Consider the following 14,908-nt stretch of genomic DNA (forward strand, 5'->3'; position numbering starts at 1 on the left):
CCCCAATCGAAAGAAACCCGCCATGTTCGCCAAGCTCCGCGCCGGCACGCCCGCACAGGACGATCGGTCGCAAAACGCCTTTCTGCAGACGATCGACCGGACCCAGGCCACCATCCAGTTCACGCCGGATGGAGAGGTTCTGACCGCCAACAAGAATTTCCTGGACCTCATGGGCTACACGCTGAACGAGGTGGTGGGACAGCACCATTCGGTCTTCGTAGATGCGCAGTTTGTCGAAAGTGACGCGTATCGGGACTTCTGGCGCAGCCTCCAGGCCGGAGAGTCCTTCACCGATCAGTTCCCGCGCATCACCAAGGACGGGTCGACGGTGTGGATTCAGGCGACCTATGCGGCCTGCCTGAACAGCCAGGGCGAGGTCGACACGGTCATCAAGATCGCAACCGACATCACCCAACGGCGCAAGGAACTCGGCCGGGTCGCCGAGGGGCTGTCAGAGCTGAGCAAGGGCAACCTCGCGCATCGCGTGGCCGAATGCAGCCTGGCGGATATCGAGTTGCTGAGACAGGCGTACAACACCGCGGCCTCGCAACTGGCCGATGTCGTCCGCCTGGTCAAAGAGGTGGCGGAAACCGTGCGCCAGACCTCGAACGAGGTCGGCCATTCCTCCGCCGACCTGTCCAAACGCACCGAAACCCAGGCCGCGACGCTGGAAGAGACCGCCGCCGCGATCGAGGAACTGACCTCGACCGCGAAATCCTCTGCCGAAAGCGCCAGGGAGGTGGAACACTCCGCCAGCCAGGCAAAGTCGATCGCCGGCAACGGCGGCGAGGTGGTCGAGGATGCCATCGCCGCCATGACGAAGATCTCCAAATCCTCCGACCGGATCTCGAACATCATCACCGTGATCGACGATATCGCCTTTCAAACCAACCTTCTGGCGCTCAATGCCGGGGTCGAGGCCGCCCGCGCCGGGGAAAGCGGCCGCGGCTTCGCCGTTGTCGCCTCCGAAGTGCGCAACCTCGCCGTGCGGTCCTCCGATGCCGCGTCCGAGATCAAGGATCTGATCCTGGAAAGTTCCGAACATGTCGGCGCCGGGGTGGCGCTTGTCACCCGCGCCGGGGAAGAACTGGAAAAGATCGTTCCCAGCGTCAGCCTGATCTACGACAACATCCGCGGCATCGCGCAAAGCGTGTCCGAACAGTCTCTGACGTTGGTCGAGATCAACACCGGGGTGTCACAGCTGGACTTGATGACCCAGCAGAATGCCGCGATGGTCGAACAGACGACCGCCGCAAGCCAGACGCTGACGGAATACGGCAATCAGCTGATCCAGCACGTCGGCGCCTTTCACATCGCCGACGCGACCGGTGTGGCCACCGAAGTCGTACCGGCGATGGCGCCCGCTGCTTACGAAAAAATCCCGATGCGCGCGGCGCAATAGGGTTCGACCCGCTTTCCGCCCTTCTGGCCGTGTCCTCCGGGCCCGCAGACAAGGCCTGCCCGGGACAATTTCCAACGCAAATCAACACGCCCACGGTCCTGACGCCACCTTGCGCAGCCTCGGCCCTGTAGCAGCACGGTCCGCCCGGCACCGTATCGGAGCGAGCGGCGTTTTGGCCTGCGCCCTACTCTGCATGCAAACCGCGTGCGGCGAACCGGACGCCCGCGATGACGGGTCTAGAGCACCGCCTTCGCCAGCCAGACCAGCGACAGCCCAAGGGCAAGCGCCGCAAGACCGACCATGCGGCGGGTTTCTTCGGGCATCAGCCGCAGCGCTTCCAGCAGCTGCTCCACAAGCGAAGGGGCCAGTGCGTACACCAGCCCCTCTATCACCAGAACCAACCCGATGGCGGTCAAGAGATCCTGCATCACTGCCCCTCGGTCAGCGTCGTATCCTCCGCAGAGACCTCGGCCTCCGAAGTGGCAGGCACGTCGGGCGTGGCAGAGGCCTGCTCGTCGGACGCGGTCGGGGACCCTTCGTCCGGTGCGGCAGAGCCTTGCTGTTCCGGCGCGGCCTCCGCCCCCGATGCCTCCGGCGCCGCGGAAGAGCCGCCGTTGCCGGTCGTTCTGCGGGCAAAGGTGTTGTCGTTCTTGAAATACTCGAAGAACTGGCTGTCCGGCGTCATGACCATCCGCGAGTTGTTGCCCGAAAGCGCGTTCTCATAGGCCTGCAGCGACCGGTAGAAGGCAAAGAACTCCTCGTCCGCGCCAAAGGCTTCGGCAAAGATCCGGTTGCGTTCGGCATCGGCCTCACCGCGGATGATCTGCGCCTCGCGCTCGGCCTCGGACAGGGTTTCGGTCACCGTCCGGTCGGCCAGCGCGCGCACCCGCTGCGCGGCTTCGTTACCGCGGGCGATCTCGTCCGCCGCCTCGCGTTCCCGCTCCGCCCGCATACGAGCAAAGGTCGCCTCGAGGTTCTGCGCCGGCAGGTTGGTCTGCTTGAGCCGCACGTCCACGACATCCAGCCCCAGCCCGCGGGCCGAGAGCCGCGCCTGGTCGCGGATGCGGATCATCAGGTCGCGGCGATCCTCGGACAGGATCGTGTCCGAGGTCACCTGATCGGCACCCAGCACCTCGCGGATCTGGGCGTTCAGAACCGAGCTCAGCCGGTCCTCGGCCGCCCGCAGACCGCCGACGCCGACCGCCTGCCGAAACTGCACCACATCCGCGATGCGGTACCGGGCGAAGGCGTCGACGACGAGGCGTCGGTCGTCCGATGGCGTGACCTCGATGGTCTCGGTGTCGAGGCTGAGAATCCGGTCGTCGTAGCGCACGACTTCCTGGATCAGCGGGATCTTGAAGGACAGTCCCGGCTCTTCCTTGACGGACTTGATCTGGCCGAACTGCAGCACCAGCGCCTTTTCACGCTCGTCCACCACAAAGATCGACGACAGGATGCCGATGACGGCGATCACCAGGATCGGCAAAAGAAAGGTTGTCTTGCGCATGGCTTAGTTCCCCTCCCCGGTCGTGCGGTTGCGGTTCAGCTCGTTCAGCGGAAGATACGGCACGATGCCGCCTCCCTGTCCGTCGCTGCCGGTCACCGACTCGTCCAGGATCATCTTGTCCACATTGCCCAGCACGCGCTCCATCGTCTCGATGTAGAGACGCTTGCGGGTCACGTCCTGCGCCTTGGAGTATTCCTCGAGAACCGAGGTGAAGCGGCTCGCCTCACCGATCGCGCCGTTGACCTCGCGGGCGCGGTAGCCCTCGGCCTCCTCGCGCACCTGCGCCGCGGCACCGCGCGCCTCGGCCAGGACGCGATTGGCATAGGCATCGGCCTGACGCTGCAGCCGGTCGCGTTCCTGTTCGGCCGCCTGCACCTCGCGGAAGGCGTCGATCACTTCAGCGGGCGGATCGGCGGTGTCGAGGTTGACCCGGACGATGTTGATGCCGCTTTCGTATTCGTCGAGCGTGTTCTGGATGTTCTGCATCGCCGTATCGGCGATCAGGCCCCGGTCACGGTTGAGAATCGGTGCCAGGTTGCTGGCCGCGATGATCTCGCGCATGACCGATTCCGACACCGCCCCCACGGTCAGCTGCGGGTCGCGGATATTGAACAGCAGCTTGGCGGGGTCGTTGATGTTCCAGACCACCTGGAATTCGATATCGACGATGTTGGCATCCGTGGTCAGCATCAGCCCGTCGCCGTTGTTGCCGCGGCGCGCACCGATATTCTCGGTCCGTTCCGAGGTGACGTTGACGACCTCGTAGGTGACCAGCGGCCAAGGCGCAAAATTCAGACCCGGGTTGCCGGTGCTGGAGTATTCGCCCAGAAACAGCTCGACCGACTGTTCTTCGGGTTTCACGGTGTAGAAGCTGGCAAAGGCCCAGACTCCGATGGCCACCAGAGCCGCGATGCCCACGGTGCCGCGGGTCATCTTGGGACCGTCGCCGCCGGATCCGCCCGACGGGCCGCCGGTGCCGCCGCCGCGCCCCCCCATCAGGACCCGCAGGCGTTCCTGACCCTTTTTCATCAGCTCGTCGATCTCGGGGATCTGAGGCTGGTTGTCCTCGGGCCGACGGCCGCCGCCGCGAGGATCCCGGTCGTTTCCGGGTCCGCGTCCGCCGCCGTTCTGGCCTCCACCGCCTCCGCCGCCCCAGGGGCCGCCGCTGTTGCCTGCCATAAAGTGTTCCCTCTCGGTCAATCTCAATATCTCGTGGAAGTCTCGGACTGCCTCATACCTGTGCAGTTCGACGTCGAATTCAAGCGCTCCGCACCGGATTGCGCATGGTGACGATCTCCTCGGACATGGTCGGATGCACCGCCACGGTCCGGTCGAAATCCTCTTTTGTTGCGCCCATCTTGATCGCGATGCCGGCCATCTGGATCATCTCGCCGGCATTGGGTGCTACGATATGACACCCCAGCACGCGGCGGCTGGCCTTGGACACGATCAGCTTCATCAGCACCCGGTCGGCCCGGCCGATGAAGGCGGTCTGCATCGGCCGGAAGCTGGTGCAATAGACATCGATCTCTTCCTGGTCGCGCGCCGCCTCCTCGGTAAGGCCCACTGTGCCCAGTTCGGGCTGGGTGAAGACCGCCGAGGGGATGAGGTCATGGTCGACCGGCGTTGGGTTGCCCTTGAACACCGTCTCGACAAAGGCCATGCCCTCGCGGATCGCCACGGGGGTGAGGTTCACGCGGTCGGTGACGTCGCCGATCGCGTAGATGCTGGGCACCGCGGTCTGGCTGTAGTCGTCAACCTCGATCTGGCCATTGCGGCCAAGCTTGACCCCGACCTCTTCCAGCCCCAGCCCCTCGGTGTTGGGCTTGCGCCCGGTGGCAAAGAGCACCCGGTCGAAGACGCGGGAATTGCCGTTGGTGGCCTTGACCCAGATCGGCCCTTTCCGGGTGCCGCCTCCGTGGTCCTCCTGGCCCATCATCGCGCTGTCGCCGACGACCTCGCCCACCTGCTGAACCGAGACGCCCATGCCTTCGGGCTCTTCACCCTTTTCGGCGCAGCGCATGTCGACGATATTGGTGCCGGTGTGCAGGTCGATGCCGCGCTGCTTCATTTCTTCGGCAATGAGGCCGCGCGCCTCTTCGTCGAACCCGCGCAGGATCTGCGCGCCGCGATAATACTGCGTCACCTCGACCCCGAGCCCGTGCAGGATGCAGGCGAATTCGCAGGCGATGTAGCCGCCGCCGACGATCAGGATCGATTTGGGCAAGGCGTCCATGTGAAAGATGTCGTCCGACACGATCCCCAGGTCGGCATTGGCCATGTCGGGCCGGACCGGATGCCCGCCCGCAGCCACGAGGATGTGCTTTGCGGTCTTTTCCGCGCCGTTGGACAGCGACACGGTGTGCGGGTCCTTGATCGTGGCGCGGCAGTCGAATGTCTCGACCCCCGATCCCTGCAGCAGCTTGCGGTAGACGCCTTCGAGCCGGTCGAGTTCGCCGTTCAGACGCTTCGAGAACGTCGGCCAGTCGAACGCGCCTTCCTTCAGATCCCAGCCGTATGCGCCCGCATCCGCGACCGTCTCGGCATATTCGCTGGCAAAGACCATGAGCTTTTTCGGCACGCAGCCGCGGATCACGCAGGTGCCGCCGTACCGGCTTTCCTCGGCCAGCCCGACCCGGGCGCCGGCCTCGCCCGCGGCCACCCGGGCCGCGCGCACGCCGCCGGATCCGCCACCGATGACGAAAAGGTCGTAATCAAAATCGCTCATGGCCTGCCCTCCAGACGTCTCGGCGCAGAGGTATCCCATAGGACCCGCCCCTTGGCCAGAGCGGGCGGTCAAAAAGCCGCGCCGACCTGCGGGTCCGCTGCCCCTGCCGGGTCAAAGCCTCCGGCGGGAGTTTACCGGCAAGATGAAGCAAGGGCGCCGCGCCCCCGGCTTCATCTTGCACCGCGCGTTTTGCGCTGCGGAACTTGCGGGAAGATCGCCGGGACGCATGCGGGCTGGCCCGTCACTGCGGCGCGAGTCAAACGCGCCAATGCCCGATCAGTCGCCCAGATCGCTGAAGAGATTGTCGGTCTCGACGAAGTCCAGCCGGTCGTTCTCGACCGTGCCGGAATTGATGTCCCGCATCTCGATCCGGCCGTCGCCATAGCCGATCACCACGATGTCGCAGATGTCGATGAAGAGCCCGTTCTCCACCACGCCGGGGATCTGGTTCAGTACCATGGCAAGCTGCCGCGCATTGCCGATGCGCCCCAGATGCAGGTCGAGGATGTGGTTGCCCTCGTCTGTTATGAAGGGCCGGTCGCCGGTCATGCGCAGCGTGGCGCCGCGGCCCATGACATCCATCGCCACCAGCGTTTCCTCGATCAGCGCCTGGGTGGTGGGCCAGCCGAAGGGGATGACCTCCACTGGCAGCGGGAAGGCGCCCAGGTGTTCGACCTCTTTCGCGGCATCGGCGATCACCAGCAGCTGGTCCGACGCGGTCGCCACGATCTTTTCCTGCAGCAGCGCGCCGCCGCCGCCCTTGATGAGGTTGAGTTCGGCGTCGAATTCGTCGGCGCCGTCTATGGTGAGGTCGAGCCAGCGCGCCTCGTCGAGGCTCACCACCTCGATACCGACCTCGCGGGCCAGCTCGGCGGTCCGGGTCGAGGTCGGCACGCCGCGGAACTTCAGCCCCTCCTCGCGCACCATCTCGCCGAGGCAGCGCACCAGCCAGGCGGCGGTCGATCCGGTACCCAGCCCGACACGCATGCCGTCCTCCACGAATTCCGCCGCGCGCTTGGCGGCCACGAACTTGGCTTTGTCGATGGGCGAAAGCTCTCCGGCCATGGCGTCTGTCTCCGTCAGGTATTCCGGTCTTATAGGACGGCCTGCGCCGTACCGCGAGGGCCAATCGGGCGCAAGGTCCGGGCAATCGCCACGTGCCGGGGCGCAAGGGTCCGCCTGGACGCGGCACAGGTCGGCTGCCCGGCGGGCTCCGCCGCGGCGGAATATTGCATAAATGCGACAGTAAGGAAAACCTCACTACCTCTTAAGTTGTATTCGGGTTAAGTCTCTTCGCGCTGGTTCATCGTTTTTCGGCCAGCGGCACACGTTTCATTTCGAAGCAAATAATTTTTCAGAAAGGACTTTCTCATGGCAACCGTGAGCCGTATCACCCTGCGCATCGAGGACGCGGGCCGCAACCGCAGCCGCGTCACCCTGACCTACCGTATCTGCTTTTCCCATTGCGAGGCGATGGCGGGATCGACCTTTATCGAGAACGTCACCCTGCGCGGCGACGATCCGGTCTGGGACGATCACCTGATCACCCTGCGCAACGGGTGCATCCGCGCCCAGAACGGCTGTATCGACCGCGAACTGACGCGCATCGTGTCGAACAGCACACTGGACGAGGACCCCGACACAATCATCTTCGGCTGGGTCATCGGCAACAAGGACGAGGTCTATGGCCGGGTCAGGCTGACGCCGTTCGAACCGAACGGCAGCCAGGGCGATTCCAACATCGTCTCGGCCCATTTCGGCCCCGCGGGCTGACACCCGTGGCGGCGCGCCAGCTGGCCGTCGCCGAAAGCGCCCCGTCCGGCAGGTCCGGGCGGGGCGGACCGCGCGGGTCCGATCACGCGATGCCCAGCATCCACCACAAGACCAGCGCCCCGGCGGCCGCCAAAGCCATTCGGTCGATCAAGAGCGCCATGTCGGTTCCTTTCGCGGTTGAGAACGTCTGAGGACAGCCTGCGCCGGGAGTGCTAAGATTCCGTGAACCCCGGTCGGGGCGGCACCGCTTCCCTTTCCGCGCGAAACCTGTCGCTTTCCGACACCGCGGCGCCCCCGAATCCGCTATCACCCGACCCATGTCCCGCGACCTGCGCCTGCATTACGCTCCCGACAACGCCTCCCTGGTGATCCGTCTGGCGTTGCTCGAACGCGGTCTGCCGTTCGAAACGGTTCTGGTCGACCGGACCAGCCGCGCGCAGGACAGCGAGACCTACCGCAGGATCAACCCTGCCGGCCGCATCCCGGCTCTCGAGACCAATGACGGACCGATCTTCGAGACCGCGGCGATCCTGCTCTGGCTGTCGGATCGCTTCGGCGGGCTGCTGCCCGCGCCGGACGCGCCGGATCGCGGGGCGGCGCTGTCGTGGCTGTTCTTCCTGTCGAACACGCTGCACGCCGATCTGCGGCTGATGTTCTATGCCGAGCGCTACACCGCCGATGCCGCGGGCCTGCGCGCAAGCCTGGCACCGCAGGTCACCCGGTCCCTGAACCTGCTCGACGCGCAGGTCGCGCAAGCCGCGCCGTGGCTGGGCGGCGACGTCCCGTCGCCGCTCGACCTCTACCTCTGCGCCATGCTGCGCTGGTGTGCGCTTTATCCCCAAGGTGGCACAGGCTGGTTCCGCCTGGGCGATTTCCCCGGCCTGCGCGCTCTTGCGATCCGCACCGAGGCGCGCGACAGTGCCCGGATCGCCGCCGCCGCCGAAGGGCTGGGCCCCCGGCCCTTTTCCGCCCCGCAACCTGCAAACCCTCCGGAAGGAAGTGCGCTCTAGATGTTTCTGTCGGTTTTCGAGATGTTCAAGGTGGGCGTCGGCCCGTCGTCGTCGCACACGATGGGGCCGATGGTCGCCGCCGCGCGGTTCCTTGACGCGATGCGCGCCGCCCCCTTCAAGCCCGGCGGCGTGCGTGCGTCGCTGCACGGCAGCCTGGCCTTCACCGGTGTCGGCCATGCCACCGACCGCGCCACGATCCTCGGCCTCGCCGGCTTCGTGCCCGAAACCTACGACAGGGGTGAGGCCGACGCGGAACTGGCGCGGCTGCGCGAGGAAAAGCGCCTGCGCCCAGACGACCTGCCCGAGTTGCGCTTCGATCCCGAGGCCGACCTTGTTTTCGATTACGAGCGCAAGCTGCCCGGCCATGCCAACGGCATGATCCTGATGGCCACCGACGCGCAGGGCGACGTATTGCTGCAAGAGACCTATTACTCCGTCGGCGGCGGCTTCGTCCTGACCGAGGCGGAGCTGGCCGCGGGCAAGGACACCGACGACGGACCGCCGGTGCCGCATCCGTTCAAATCCGCCGCCGAGATGGTCGAGATGTCCGCCGCGACCGGTCTGACCGTGGCCGAGATGAAACGCGCCAACGAGATCTCGCGCGGCGGGGCGGACCGGCTCGACCGCGGGCTGGCGCGGCTTTGGGACGTGATGAACGGCTGTATCGAGGCGGGGCTGGCCACAGATGGCACCCTGCCCGGAGGACTCAGGGTGCGGCGCCGAGCCAAGGCGATCCACGACGCGCTGCAGGCCGAACGCGGCCGCAACCAGAGCGCGCCGCACACGATCAACGACTGGATGTCGGTCTATGCCATGGCCGTCAACGAGGAGAACGCCGCCGGCGGCCAGGTCGTCACGGCGCCCACCAACGGTGCGGCCGGCGTGGTGCCCGCGACGATCCGCTACTACCTGGACCACGTGCCGGGGGCCAGCCGGTCGCGGGTGCCGGAGTTCCTGCTCACCGCCGCGGCGATCGGCGGGCTGGTGAAGTACAACGCCTCCATCTCCGGCGCCGAAGCCGGGTGCCAGGCCGAGGTCGGCAGCGCCGCCGCCATGGCCGCCGCCGGGCTGTGCGCCGTGCTGGGCGGGACCACCGCGCAGATCGAAAACGCCGCCGAGATCGCGCTGGAGCATCACCTGGGCATGACCTGCGACCCGGTGCGCGGGCTGGTGCAGGTGCCCTGCATCGAGCGCAACGGGCTGGGCGCGATCAAGGCGGTGTCGGCGGCCAGCCTCGCGCTGCGCGGCGACGGGGTGCACCTGGTGCCGCTCGATGCCTGCATCGAGACCATGCGCCAGACCGGATCGGACATGTCCGAAAAATACAAGGAAACCTCGCTGGGCGGGCTTGCCGTCAATATTCCCAACTGCTGAGCGGGCGCCGCTCGTCCGTGTCTCCGGCGGGCGCGCTGCCGCTGTGCAAGCCGGCGGCCCGGACGCACCATACCACGGGTGCAAACCGGAATTCTCGAGAATTCCGGACCGGTTTCCTCGAGGAAACCGGGGCGCCCGCGACGGCCGCCGGACCCCGACCCTGGCTGTGCCCCCGGCCGACAAACGCATAGGCCGCGGGCCACGCTTGCCTTGACAGCCGCTTCTGACTAGCGTCAGCGCCATGCACAAGGACAATCCCCTTCTCGGCGTCCTCCTGATGTTGGGCTTCTGTGTCGTGGCCCCCATGGGTGACGCGGTGGCCAAGCTGCTGGGGGACAGGGTGCCCATCGGACAGCTTTTGTTCGTGCGCTTCGGCGTGCAGGCGCTGGTGCTGCTTCCGATCGTCGCCCTGACCGGGCGGATCTGGCGTATGCACGGCCGGGTCCTGTGGCTCACGCTGCTGCGCACGCTCCTGCATATCCTCGGCATCGGCATGATGTTCTCCGCCCTGCGGTACCTGCCGCTGGCCGATGCCATCGCCATCGCCTTCATCATGCCGTTCCTGATGCTCCTGCTGGGGCATTTCGTGCTGGGCGAAGAAGTGGGGATGCGCCGCATGCTGGCTTGTGCCGTCGGCTTTGCCGGGACGCTGATGGTCGTGCAGCCTGCCTTTCAGGAGGTCGGCTGGCCGGCCCTGCTGCCGCTCGGTGTGGCGGTGAACTTTTCCATGTTCATGCTGGTCACGCGCCAGATCGCCCGGGACACCGATCCCATCGGCCTGCAGGCGGTGAGCGGCGTAATGGCCGTGGCGATCATCGCACCGCTGCTGCTCTTCGTGCCGGATCTCGGCACCGGCGCGCTGACCTGGATCGCGCCGAACGGCACCACCTGGACCCTGCTTCTGTCCATCGGGCTTCTGGGCACGCTGGCGCACCTGCTGATGACCTGGTCACTGCGCTTTGCACCGGGCGCCACCCTGGCGCCGATGCAGTATCTCGAGATCCCCATCGCCACGGTCATCGGGCTGGTGGTGTTCGGCGATCTGCCGAACGGCCTGGCCATGGCGGGCATCTGCGTGACGCTGGCGGCCGGGCTTTACATCGTCATGCGCGAGCGGGCCATGATGCGGGCTGCGACGCCAGCGCCGATCGCACCGGTCCCAGGCAAGACAGCGGCAGAATAAGCAGCATCAGCGGCTGATCCGTCGCGATCTCGACCGGCCCGCCGACCGCTTCGTTCGAGGTGCCGCCGCGCAGCGCCGGGGCGAACTCCAGCCCGTCCAGCGGCCAGCGCAGCCCCGTCGAGCGCCCGGTCACCGGCCCCAGCGGAAACAGCGACACCCGCGTCCCTGCGGGCAGGTTCAGCGCCAGCCTTGGCGGGCAGAGCATCACCAGATCTTCCGATCCCAGCAGGATGCAGCGCCGGTCCGCGTGTCGCGCGAGCACCGTCATCGCCGCCAGCTCGTGATCGACCCGCGCCCCCAGAAACCCGAGCCCGATCACCAGCGGGGCCGAGACATGGCGCAGCGCCTTGTCGAAATCGGTGCTGTCCTGCTCGGTGATTGGATGCATCCTTGCATCGGGAATCACCGACCGCGCCACCGCCGACACCGAATCCATGTCGCCGATCACCGCGTCGGGCTGCACCCCGGCTGCCACTACCGCATCGGCGCCCCCGTCGGCCGCGACGATGGCATTAACCATGCCAAGCCAGGGCAAAATCGCCTCGGGCTTGTCCAATGCCCCGCCAACCAGCAGTATTGGACCTGAACTGTGCACAATCGGAATTTCCATGCGGGATTAATGGCCCATCGGGAAACCCGACACAATCTGGTCATGAAATGATACGCTTAACGGCACAGATTCGGTCAGCTTTCGTCAGGGGCCACGGCTAAACACACTGTTGCAAAATATGTGAAAGTGAGCAGCACATGGTGAGTTCGAGCAAGATTCTCACGGTATCATACGGGACCTTCTCCTGCACCCTGGAGGGATTCGACGAGTCCTTCGATACCATGAAGGCGATCGCAGAATATTTCCGCGATCTGGCGCAGGACGACCGGTACTTCGGGGCGGAACCGCCGACCCCGGATGCAGAGATGCTGGCCCGCATCGCCGAACGCGAGATCGCGCGCCGGGTCGAAGCCCGTATGGAGAACGGCCAGTACGTGCTGCGTCCGTCACTGAGCGGCCCTGCCGCCGCCCAGACCGCGCCCGACCGAGCCGCGGCCGACCAGTCTGCGCCGGTCCCGGCAGCGGCCCCCGCGCCTGCACCGGCTCAAAGCAAGGCCCCCGCCGCAGAGGTCGCACCGGCCCCGCAACCTGCCTCCGCCGCAGTCCCCGCGCCGCAGGACGACGCGGAGACCGAGACGCCGCAGGCCATGACGGCGCCGACCGCCGCCGAAACGGACGCCCCCGCGAAGGCCGAATCGCCCGCGAAAACCGACGCCCCTGCACAAGCCGAGGCACCCGCTGAGTCGCGTGTTCCCGTGCAAGCCGCAGTCGCCGCCGCCGAAGGGGCGGCATCCGAAACCCGCGCCGACCCGATGGCGCTCGCCCTCGCCGCACAGCGCGCCATGGCCGAAGCCGCGGAAGCCGAAGCCAGATTGGCCGACGCGGAGGACAACAGCGTCGAAGCGGAAGCCTGGGAGGATTTCGAAGACGACCTTCCCGAGGTTATCGACCCGGCGCAAAGCGCGCCCGTCGCGCCCGCCTCCGACCCCAACAGCGTGGCGGCAAAGCTGCAGCGCATCCGCGACGTGGTATCGGCCAGCGGCACCCCCGCCGCGGCCTATTCCGAAGACCAGCACGCCGATTTCTTCCTGTCCGAAACGGACAGCGCCGATGCTGCGCCGACAGGACTCCCTGCCGCGGCACCCGTTTCCGACGAGGCCGACCCCGAAGAGACGGTCTTTGACGCGCCGGTGTCCGAGGAACCCTTCGCCGATGACGCGATCGCCGAGGCGGCGCTCGAGGACAACCTCTTTGCCGACACGATCTCTGCCTTCGTGGCGTCGCAGGACGACACCCCTGCCGAGACGGAGGACGACACCCCCGCGCCGGTCCTGTCGGATGGTGAGCAAATCGCAGAGGACAACAGCGCAGAGGCGTTCGACGACGCGCTCTCCGATGCGGAGGCTGAAGACGACGCGGAGGACGTGATGTCCGAAGCGGAAGACGAGAGCGCCGAAGAGGCGCGTGACGCGGCCGCCGAAGACGACGAGGCCGAGGACATGCAGGCCGCAACGCCGGCTGCCGGCCCGCGGGCCCGCGTGCTCAAGGTCAAGCGCGCCGATTTCGAGGCCGCGGTGGCCTCCGGCCGGCTCGAAGAGGTGGCAGAGGACGAGGTCGCGCCGCGCTCCAGCCTGTCGGACGAGGAAGAGGCGGACCTGGCCCGGGAACTGGCCGAAGTCGAAGCCGAACTGGACGACGCCTGGGACGACGAGGACGACTGGGACGACGCGGACGACGCCGAAGAGGCCGCCGGCGCCGAATTCGAGGATGCGCCCGCCGCCGAAACGGCCCCCGCCCCGCGCAGCAACACTGGTCTGCGCCTGCGCCGCGACGCGCCGCCGGTGACCGAACCGCTGCGCCGCGCCCCGGCACCCGTGCTGACCCAGCCCGAAGACGATCTCGAGGAGGATGTCGAAGACGTCCGGGACGAGGCGTCGATCCTGACCGCGGCCCGCGACGCGGCGTCGCAGGACAACCTTACGGACGAGGACTGGGACGACGAGGACGATCTCGACCGGGCCTTCGACGACGAGGACGAGGACGACGAGGCCTCCGGCTCGCACGAGCGCGACGACGTCGACGAGGCGATCGAGGCCATGGCCCGCGAGGGCGCGCGCAAGGCGGTCAAGATGTCCAGCCCGGCCCGCGTCATGCTGACCGAGAACCGGATCGAAGAGGACGACACGTCGGTGTCGCGCATCCTCGACGAGACCAATACCCAGCTCGAGGAACCCGAAGGCAACCGCCGCCGCTCGGCCATCGCGCATCTGCGTGCCGCCGTCGCCGCCACGCGCGCCGACCGGATCCTGAGCCGCCGCAAGGACCCCGAGAAGGAGACCGAGCCCTACCGCGCCGATCTGGCCAACGCGGTGCGTCCGCGCCGCCCCGACGCGGCCGAGGCAGAGCCCCGGTCGGAACGGCCGCAGGTCAAGCCGGCGCCGCTCAAGCTGGTGGCCGAGCAGCGTGTCGATGCCGCCGAGGCCGTCCAGCAGGCTGCCCCCGCCCCGGTGCGCCCGCGCCGCGTGATCCGCAGCGAAGAGCCGGAGGCCGGCGCCAAGGGCGAGCCGGACGCCGGTTTCGTCGAATTCGCCGAAAGCATGGGGGCAACAGAGCTGCCCGAATTGCTGGAAGCCGCCGCCGCCTACATGTCCTTTGTCGAGGGCCGCGACCAGTTCTCGCGCCCGCAGCTGATGACCAAGGTGCGGCAGGCGGAACTGTCGGAATCGAGCCGCGAGGACCGGCTGCGCAGCTTCGGCCAGCTGCTGCGCGAGGGCAAGATCGAGAAGACCCACGGCGGGCGCTTCACCGCCTCCGACCGGATCAGCTTCAAGCCCGGCAAACGCGCCGCGGGCTGAGACAGGCGATCGGAAGACGCAAAGCGGCGGGCCTCCGGGTCCGCCGTTTTTTCTTGTCCGGGCGGTTCCGGTTGCCTGCGGCAAACGAGAGACGCTGTCTCTCGTGCTCTCTGGAGGTTTATCGGCAAGATGAAGCCGCGGGCGGGCCTTGCCCTGCGGATCTGCCGTCAGATTTGCCGGCTGGCGCGGCGGGTTGGCTTACGGACCATGTGCTTCGGACCGGCCTTTGCCGTAAAAGCCGATAGGTCGCACCGGCGATGGTGCTTGTCGGAAAGGCTCGCCGGAATGATGCCGCGGTCAGGCCTCGTCCTCGGGCTTCGACTGACCGACGCCGAGGAAGATGTATTTGAACGGCAGCGCCCAGAGCACGCCCAGCACGACGTAGACCGCCAGTTCGAGCAGGAGCGGCGGGCGGTCGAAGAGCGCCACCACCGACACCGCCACGACGATGTAGAGCGGCAGCCCCACAAGCAGGATCAGGGCCGCGAGGCGGCGGCGGGTTCTGTAGCGCAGGGCCATGCGGTCT

13 protein-coding genes are annotated in these 14,908 nt (G+C 67.1%); 6 read left to right on the forward strand and 7 right to left on the reverse strand.

Annotated features, from left to right (window positions below; translation table 11 throughout):
* The first annotated feature begins 22 nt into the window (after window positions 1-22).
* Window positions 23-1,402 (forward strand): methyl-accepting chemotaxis protein, encoded by a 1,380-nt coding sequence (locus DU478_RS17945; RefSeq protein WP_114512346.1) that lies wholly within the window; start codon window positions 23-25, stop codon window positions 1,400-1,402.
* A 236-nt stretch (window positions 1,403-1,638) separates the two neighbouring features.
* Here the strand turns inward: DU478_RS17945 and DU478_RS17950 are convergent, their stop codons facing one another.
* From DU478_RS17950 to rpiA, 5 genes are all read right to left on the reverse strand, one after another.
* Complete coding sequence (locus DU478_RS17950; RefSeq protein ID WP_114512347.1) at window positions 1,639-1,830, reverse strand: DUF2065 domain-containing protein; 192 nt, start codon at window positions 1,828-1,830, stop codon at window positions 1,639-1,641.
* Window positions 1,830-2,909, reverse strand: coding sequence for a protease modulator HflC (gene hflC, locus DU478_RS17955; protein WP_114512348.1), 1,080 nt, complete (start codon window positions 2,907-2,909; stop codon window positions 1,830-1,832). Before hflC ends, DU478_RS17950 begins: the two co-directional genes overlap by 1 nt.
* Before the next feature lie 3 nt (window positions 2,910-2,912).
* A complete protein-coding gene (gene hflK / locus DU478_RS17960; RefSeq protein ID WP_114512349.1) occupies window positions 2,913-4,088 on the reverse strand; it encodes an FtsH protease activity modulator HflK in 1,176 nt (391 codons plus the stop codon).
* Window positions 4,089-4,167: 79 nt separating this feature from the next.
* Complete coding sequence (locus DU478_RS17965; RefSeq protein ID WP_114512415.1) at window positions 4,168-5,637, reverse strand: FAD-dependent oxidoreductase; 1,470 nt, start codon at window positions 5,635-5,637, stop codon at window positions 4,168-4,170.
* A 276-nt stretch (window positions 5,638-5,913) separates the two neighbouring features.
* Entirely contained in the window at window positions 5,914-6,702 is a 789-nt protein-coding gene (gene rpiA / locus DU478_RS17970) for a ribose-5-phosphate isomerase RpiA (protein ID WP_114512350.1), read from the reverse strand.
* A gap of 306 nt (window positions 6,703-7,008) precedes the next feature.
* On the opposite strand from rpiA, the gene DU478_RS17975 reads away from it, so the two are divergent.
* The 4 genes from DU478_RS17975 to DU478_RS17995 all read left to right on the forward strand — a co-directional run bounded on the left by DU478_RS17975 (window position 7,009) and on the right by DU478_RS17995 (window position 10,977).
* Window positions 7,009-7,410, forward strand: coding sequence for a hypothetical protein (locus DU478_RS17975; protein ID WP_114512351.1), 402 nt, complete (start codon window positions 7,009-7,011; stop codon window positions 7,408-7,410).
* A 317-nt stretch (window positions 7,411-7,727) separates the two neighbouring features.
* Window positions 7,728-8,420 carry a glutathione S-transferase family protein gene (locus DU478_RS17985; protein ID WP_114512353.1) on the forward strand — a complete coding sequence of 231 codons (693 nt, stop codon included), beginning with the start codon at window positions 7,728-7,730 and terminating at the stop codon, window positions 8,418-8,420.
* Complete coding sequence (locus DU478_RS17990) at window positions 8,421-9,794, forward strand: L-serine ammonia-lyase (protein WP_114512354.1); 1,374 nt, start codon at window positions 8,421-8,423, stop codon at window positions 9,792-9,794.
* A gap of 241 nt (window positions 9,795-10,035) precedes the next feature.
* Window positions 10,036-10,977, forward strand: coding sequence for a DMT family transporter (locus tag DU478_RS17995; protein WP_114512355.1), 942 nt, complete (start codon window positions 10,036-10,038; stop codon window positions 10,975-10,977).
* Here the strand turns inward: DU478_RS17995 and DU478_RS18000 are convergent.
* Window positions 10,898-11,587 carry a thiamine diphosphokinase gene (locus DU478_RS18000; protein WP_114512356.1) on the reverse strand — a complete coding sequence of 230 codons (690 nt, stop codon included), beginning with the start codon at window positions 11,585-11,587 and terminating at the stop codon, window positions 10,898-10,900. The genes DU478_RS17995 and DU478_RS18000 overlap by 80 nt on opposite strands.
* A 137-nt stretch (window positions 11,588-11,724) precedes the next feature.
* Here DU478_RS18000 and DU478_RS18005 point away from each other — a divergent pair, with 137 nt between their 5' ends.
* On the forward strand, window positions 11,725-14,382 hold the full coding sequence (locus DU478_RS18005; RefSeq protein WP_114512357.1) for a hypothetical protein: 2,658 nt from the start codon (window positions 11,725-11,727) through the stop codon (window positions 14,380-14,382).
* Window positions 14,383-14,679: 297 nt separating this feature from the next.
* On the opposite strand, the gene DU478_RS18010 is transcribed toward DU478_RS18005, so the two are convergent.
* Window positions 14,680-14,901 (reverse strand): DUF2842 domain-containing protein, encoded by a 222-nt coding sequence (locus DU478_RS18010; protein ID WP_114512358.1) that lies wholly within the window; start codon window positions 14,899-14,901, stop codon window positions 14,680-14,682.
* Window positions 14,902-14,908 lie beyond the last annotated feature (7 nt).

Source organism: Thalassococcus profundi (assembly GCF_003344785.1).
GTDB lineage: Bacteria > Pseudomonadota > Alphaproteobacteria > Rhodobacterales > Rhodobacteraceae > Puniceibacterium > Puniceibacterium profundi.

Coding starts and splice junctions, on each gene's coding strand:
- DU478_RS17945 (WP_114512346.1), top strand. CDS start 23: ATGTTCGCCAAGCTCCGCGCCGGCACGCCCGCACAGGACGATCGGTCG.
- DU478_RS17950 (WP_114512347.1), bottom strand. CDS start 1,830: ATGCAGGATCTCTTGACCGCCATCGGGTTGGTTCTGGTGATAGAGGGG.
- hflC (WP_114512348.1), bottom strand. CDS start 2,909: ATGCGCAAGACAACCTTTCTTTTGCCGATCCTGGTGATCGCCGTCATC.
- hflK (WP_114512349.1), bottom strand. CDS start 4,088: ATGGCAGGCAACAGCGGCGGCCCCTGGGGCGGCGGAGGCGGTGGAGGC.
- DU478_RS17965 (WP_114512415.1), bottom strand. CDS start 5,637: ATGAGCGATTTTGATTACGACCTTTTCGTCATCGGTGGCGGATCCGGC.
- rpiA (WP_114512350.1), bottom strand. CDS start 6,702: ATGGCCGGAGAGCTTTCGCCCATCGACAAAGCCAAGTTCGTGGCCGCC.
- DU478_RS17975 (WP_114512351.1), top strand. CDS start 7,009: ATGGCAACCGTGAGCCGTATCACCCTGCGCATCGAGGACGCGGGCCGC.
- DU478_RS17985 (WP_114512353.1), top strand. CDS start 7,728: ATGTCCCGCGACCTGCGCCTGCATTACGCTCCCGACAACGCCTCCCTG.
- DU478_RS17990 (WP_114512354.1), top strand. CDS start 8,421: ATGTTTCTGTCGGTTTTCGAGATGTTCAAGGTGGGCGTCGGCCCGTCG.
- DU478_RS17995 (WP_114512355.1), top strand. CDS start 10,036: ATGCACAAGGACAATCCCCTTCTCGGCGTCCTCCTGATGTTGGGCTTC.
- DU478_RS18000 (WP_114512356.1), bottom strand. CDS start 11,587: ATGGAAATTCCGATTGTGCACAGTTCAGGTCCAATACTGCTGGTTGGC.
- DU478_RS18005 (WP_114512357.1), top strand. CDS start 11,725: ATGGTGAGTTCGAGCAAGATTCTCACGGTATCATACGGGACCTTCTCC.
- DU478_RS18010 (WP_114512358.1), bottom strand. CDS start 14,901: ATGGCCCTGCGCTACAGAACCCGCCGCCGCCTCGCGGCCCTGATCCTG.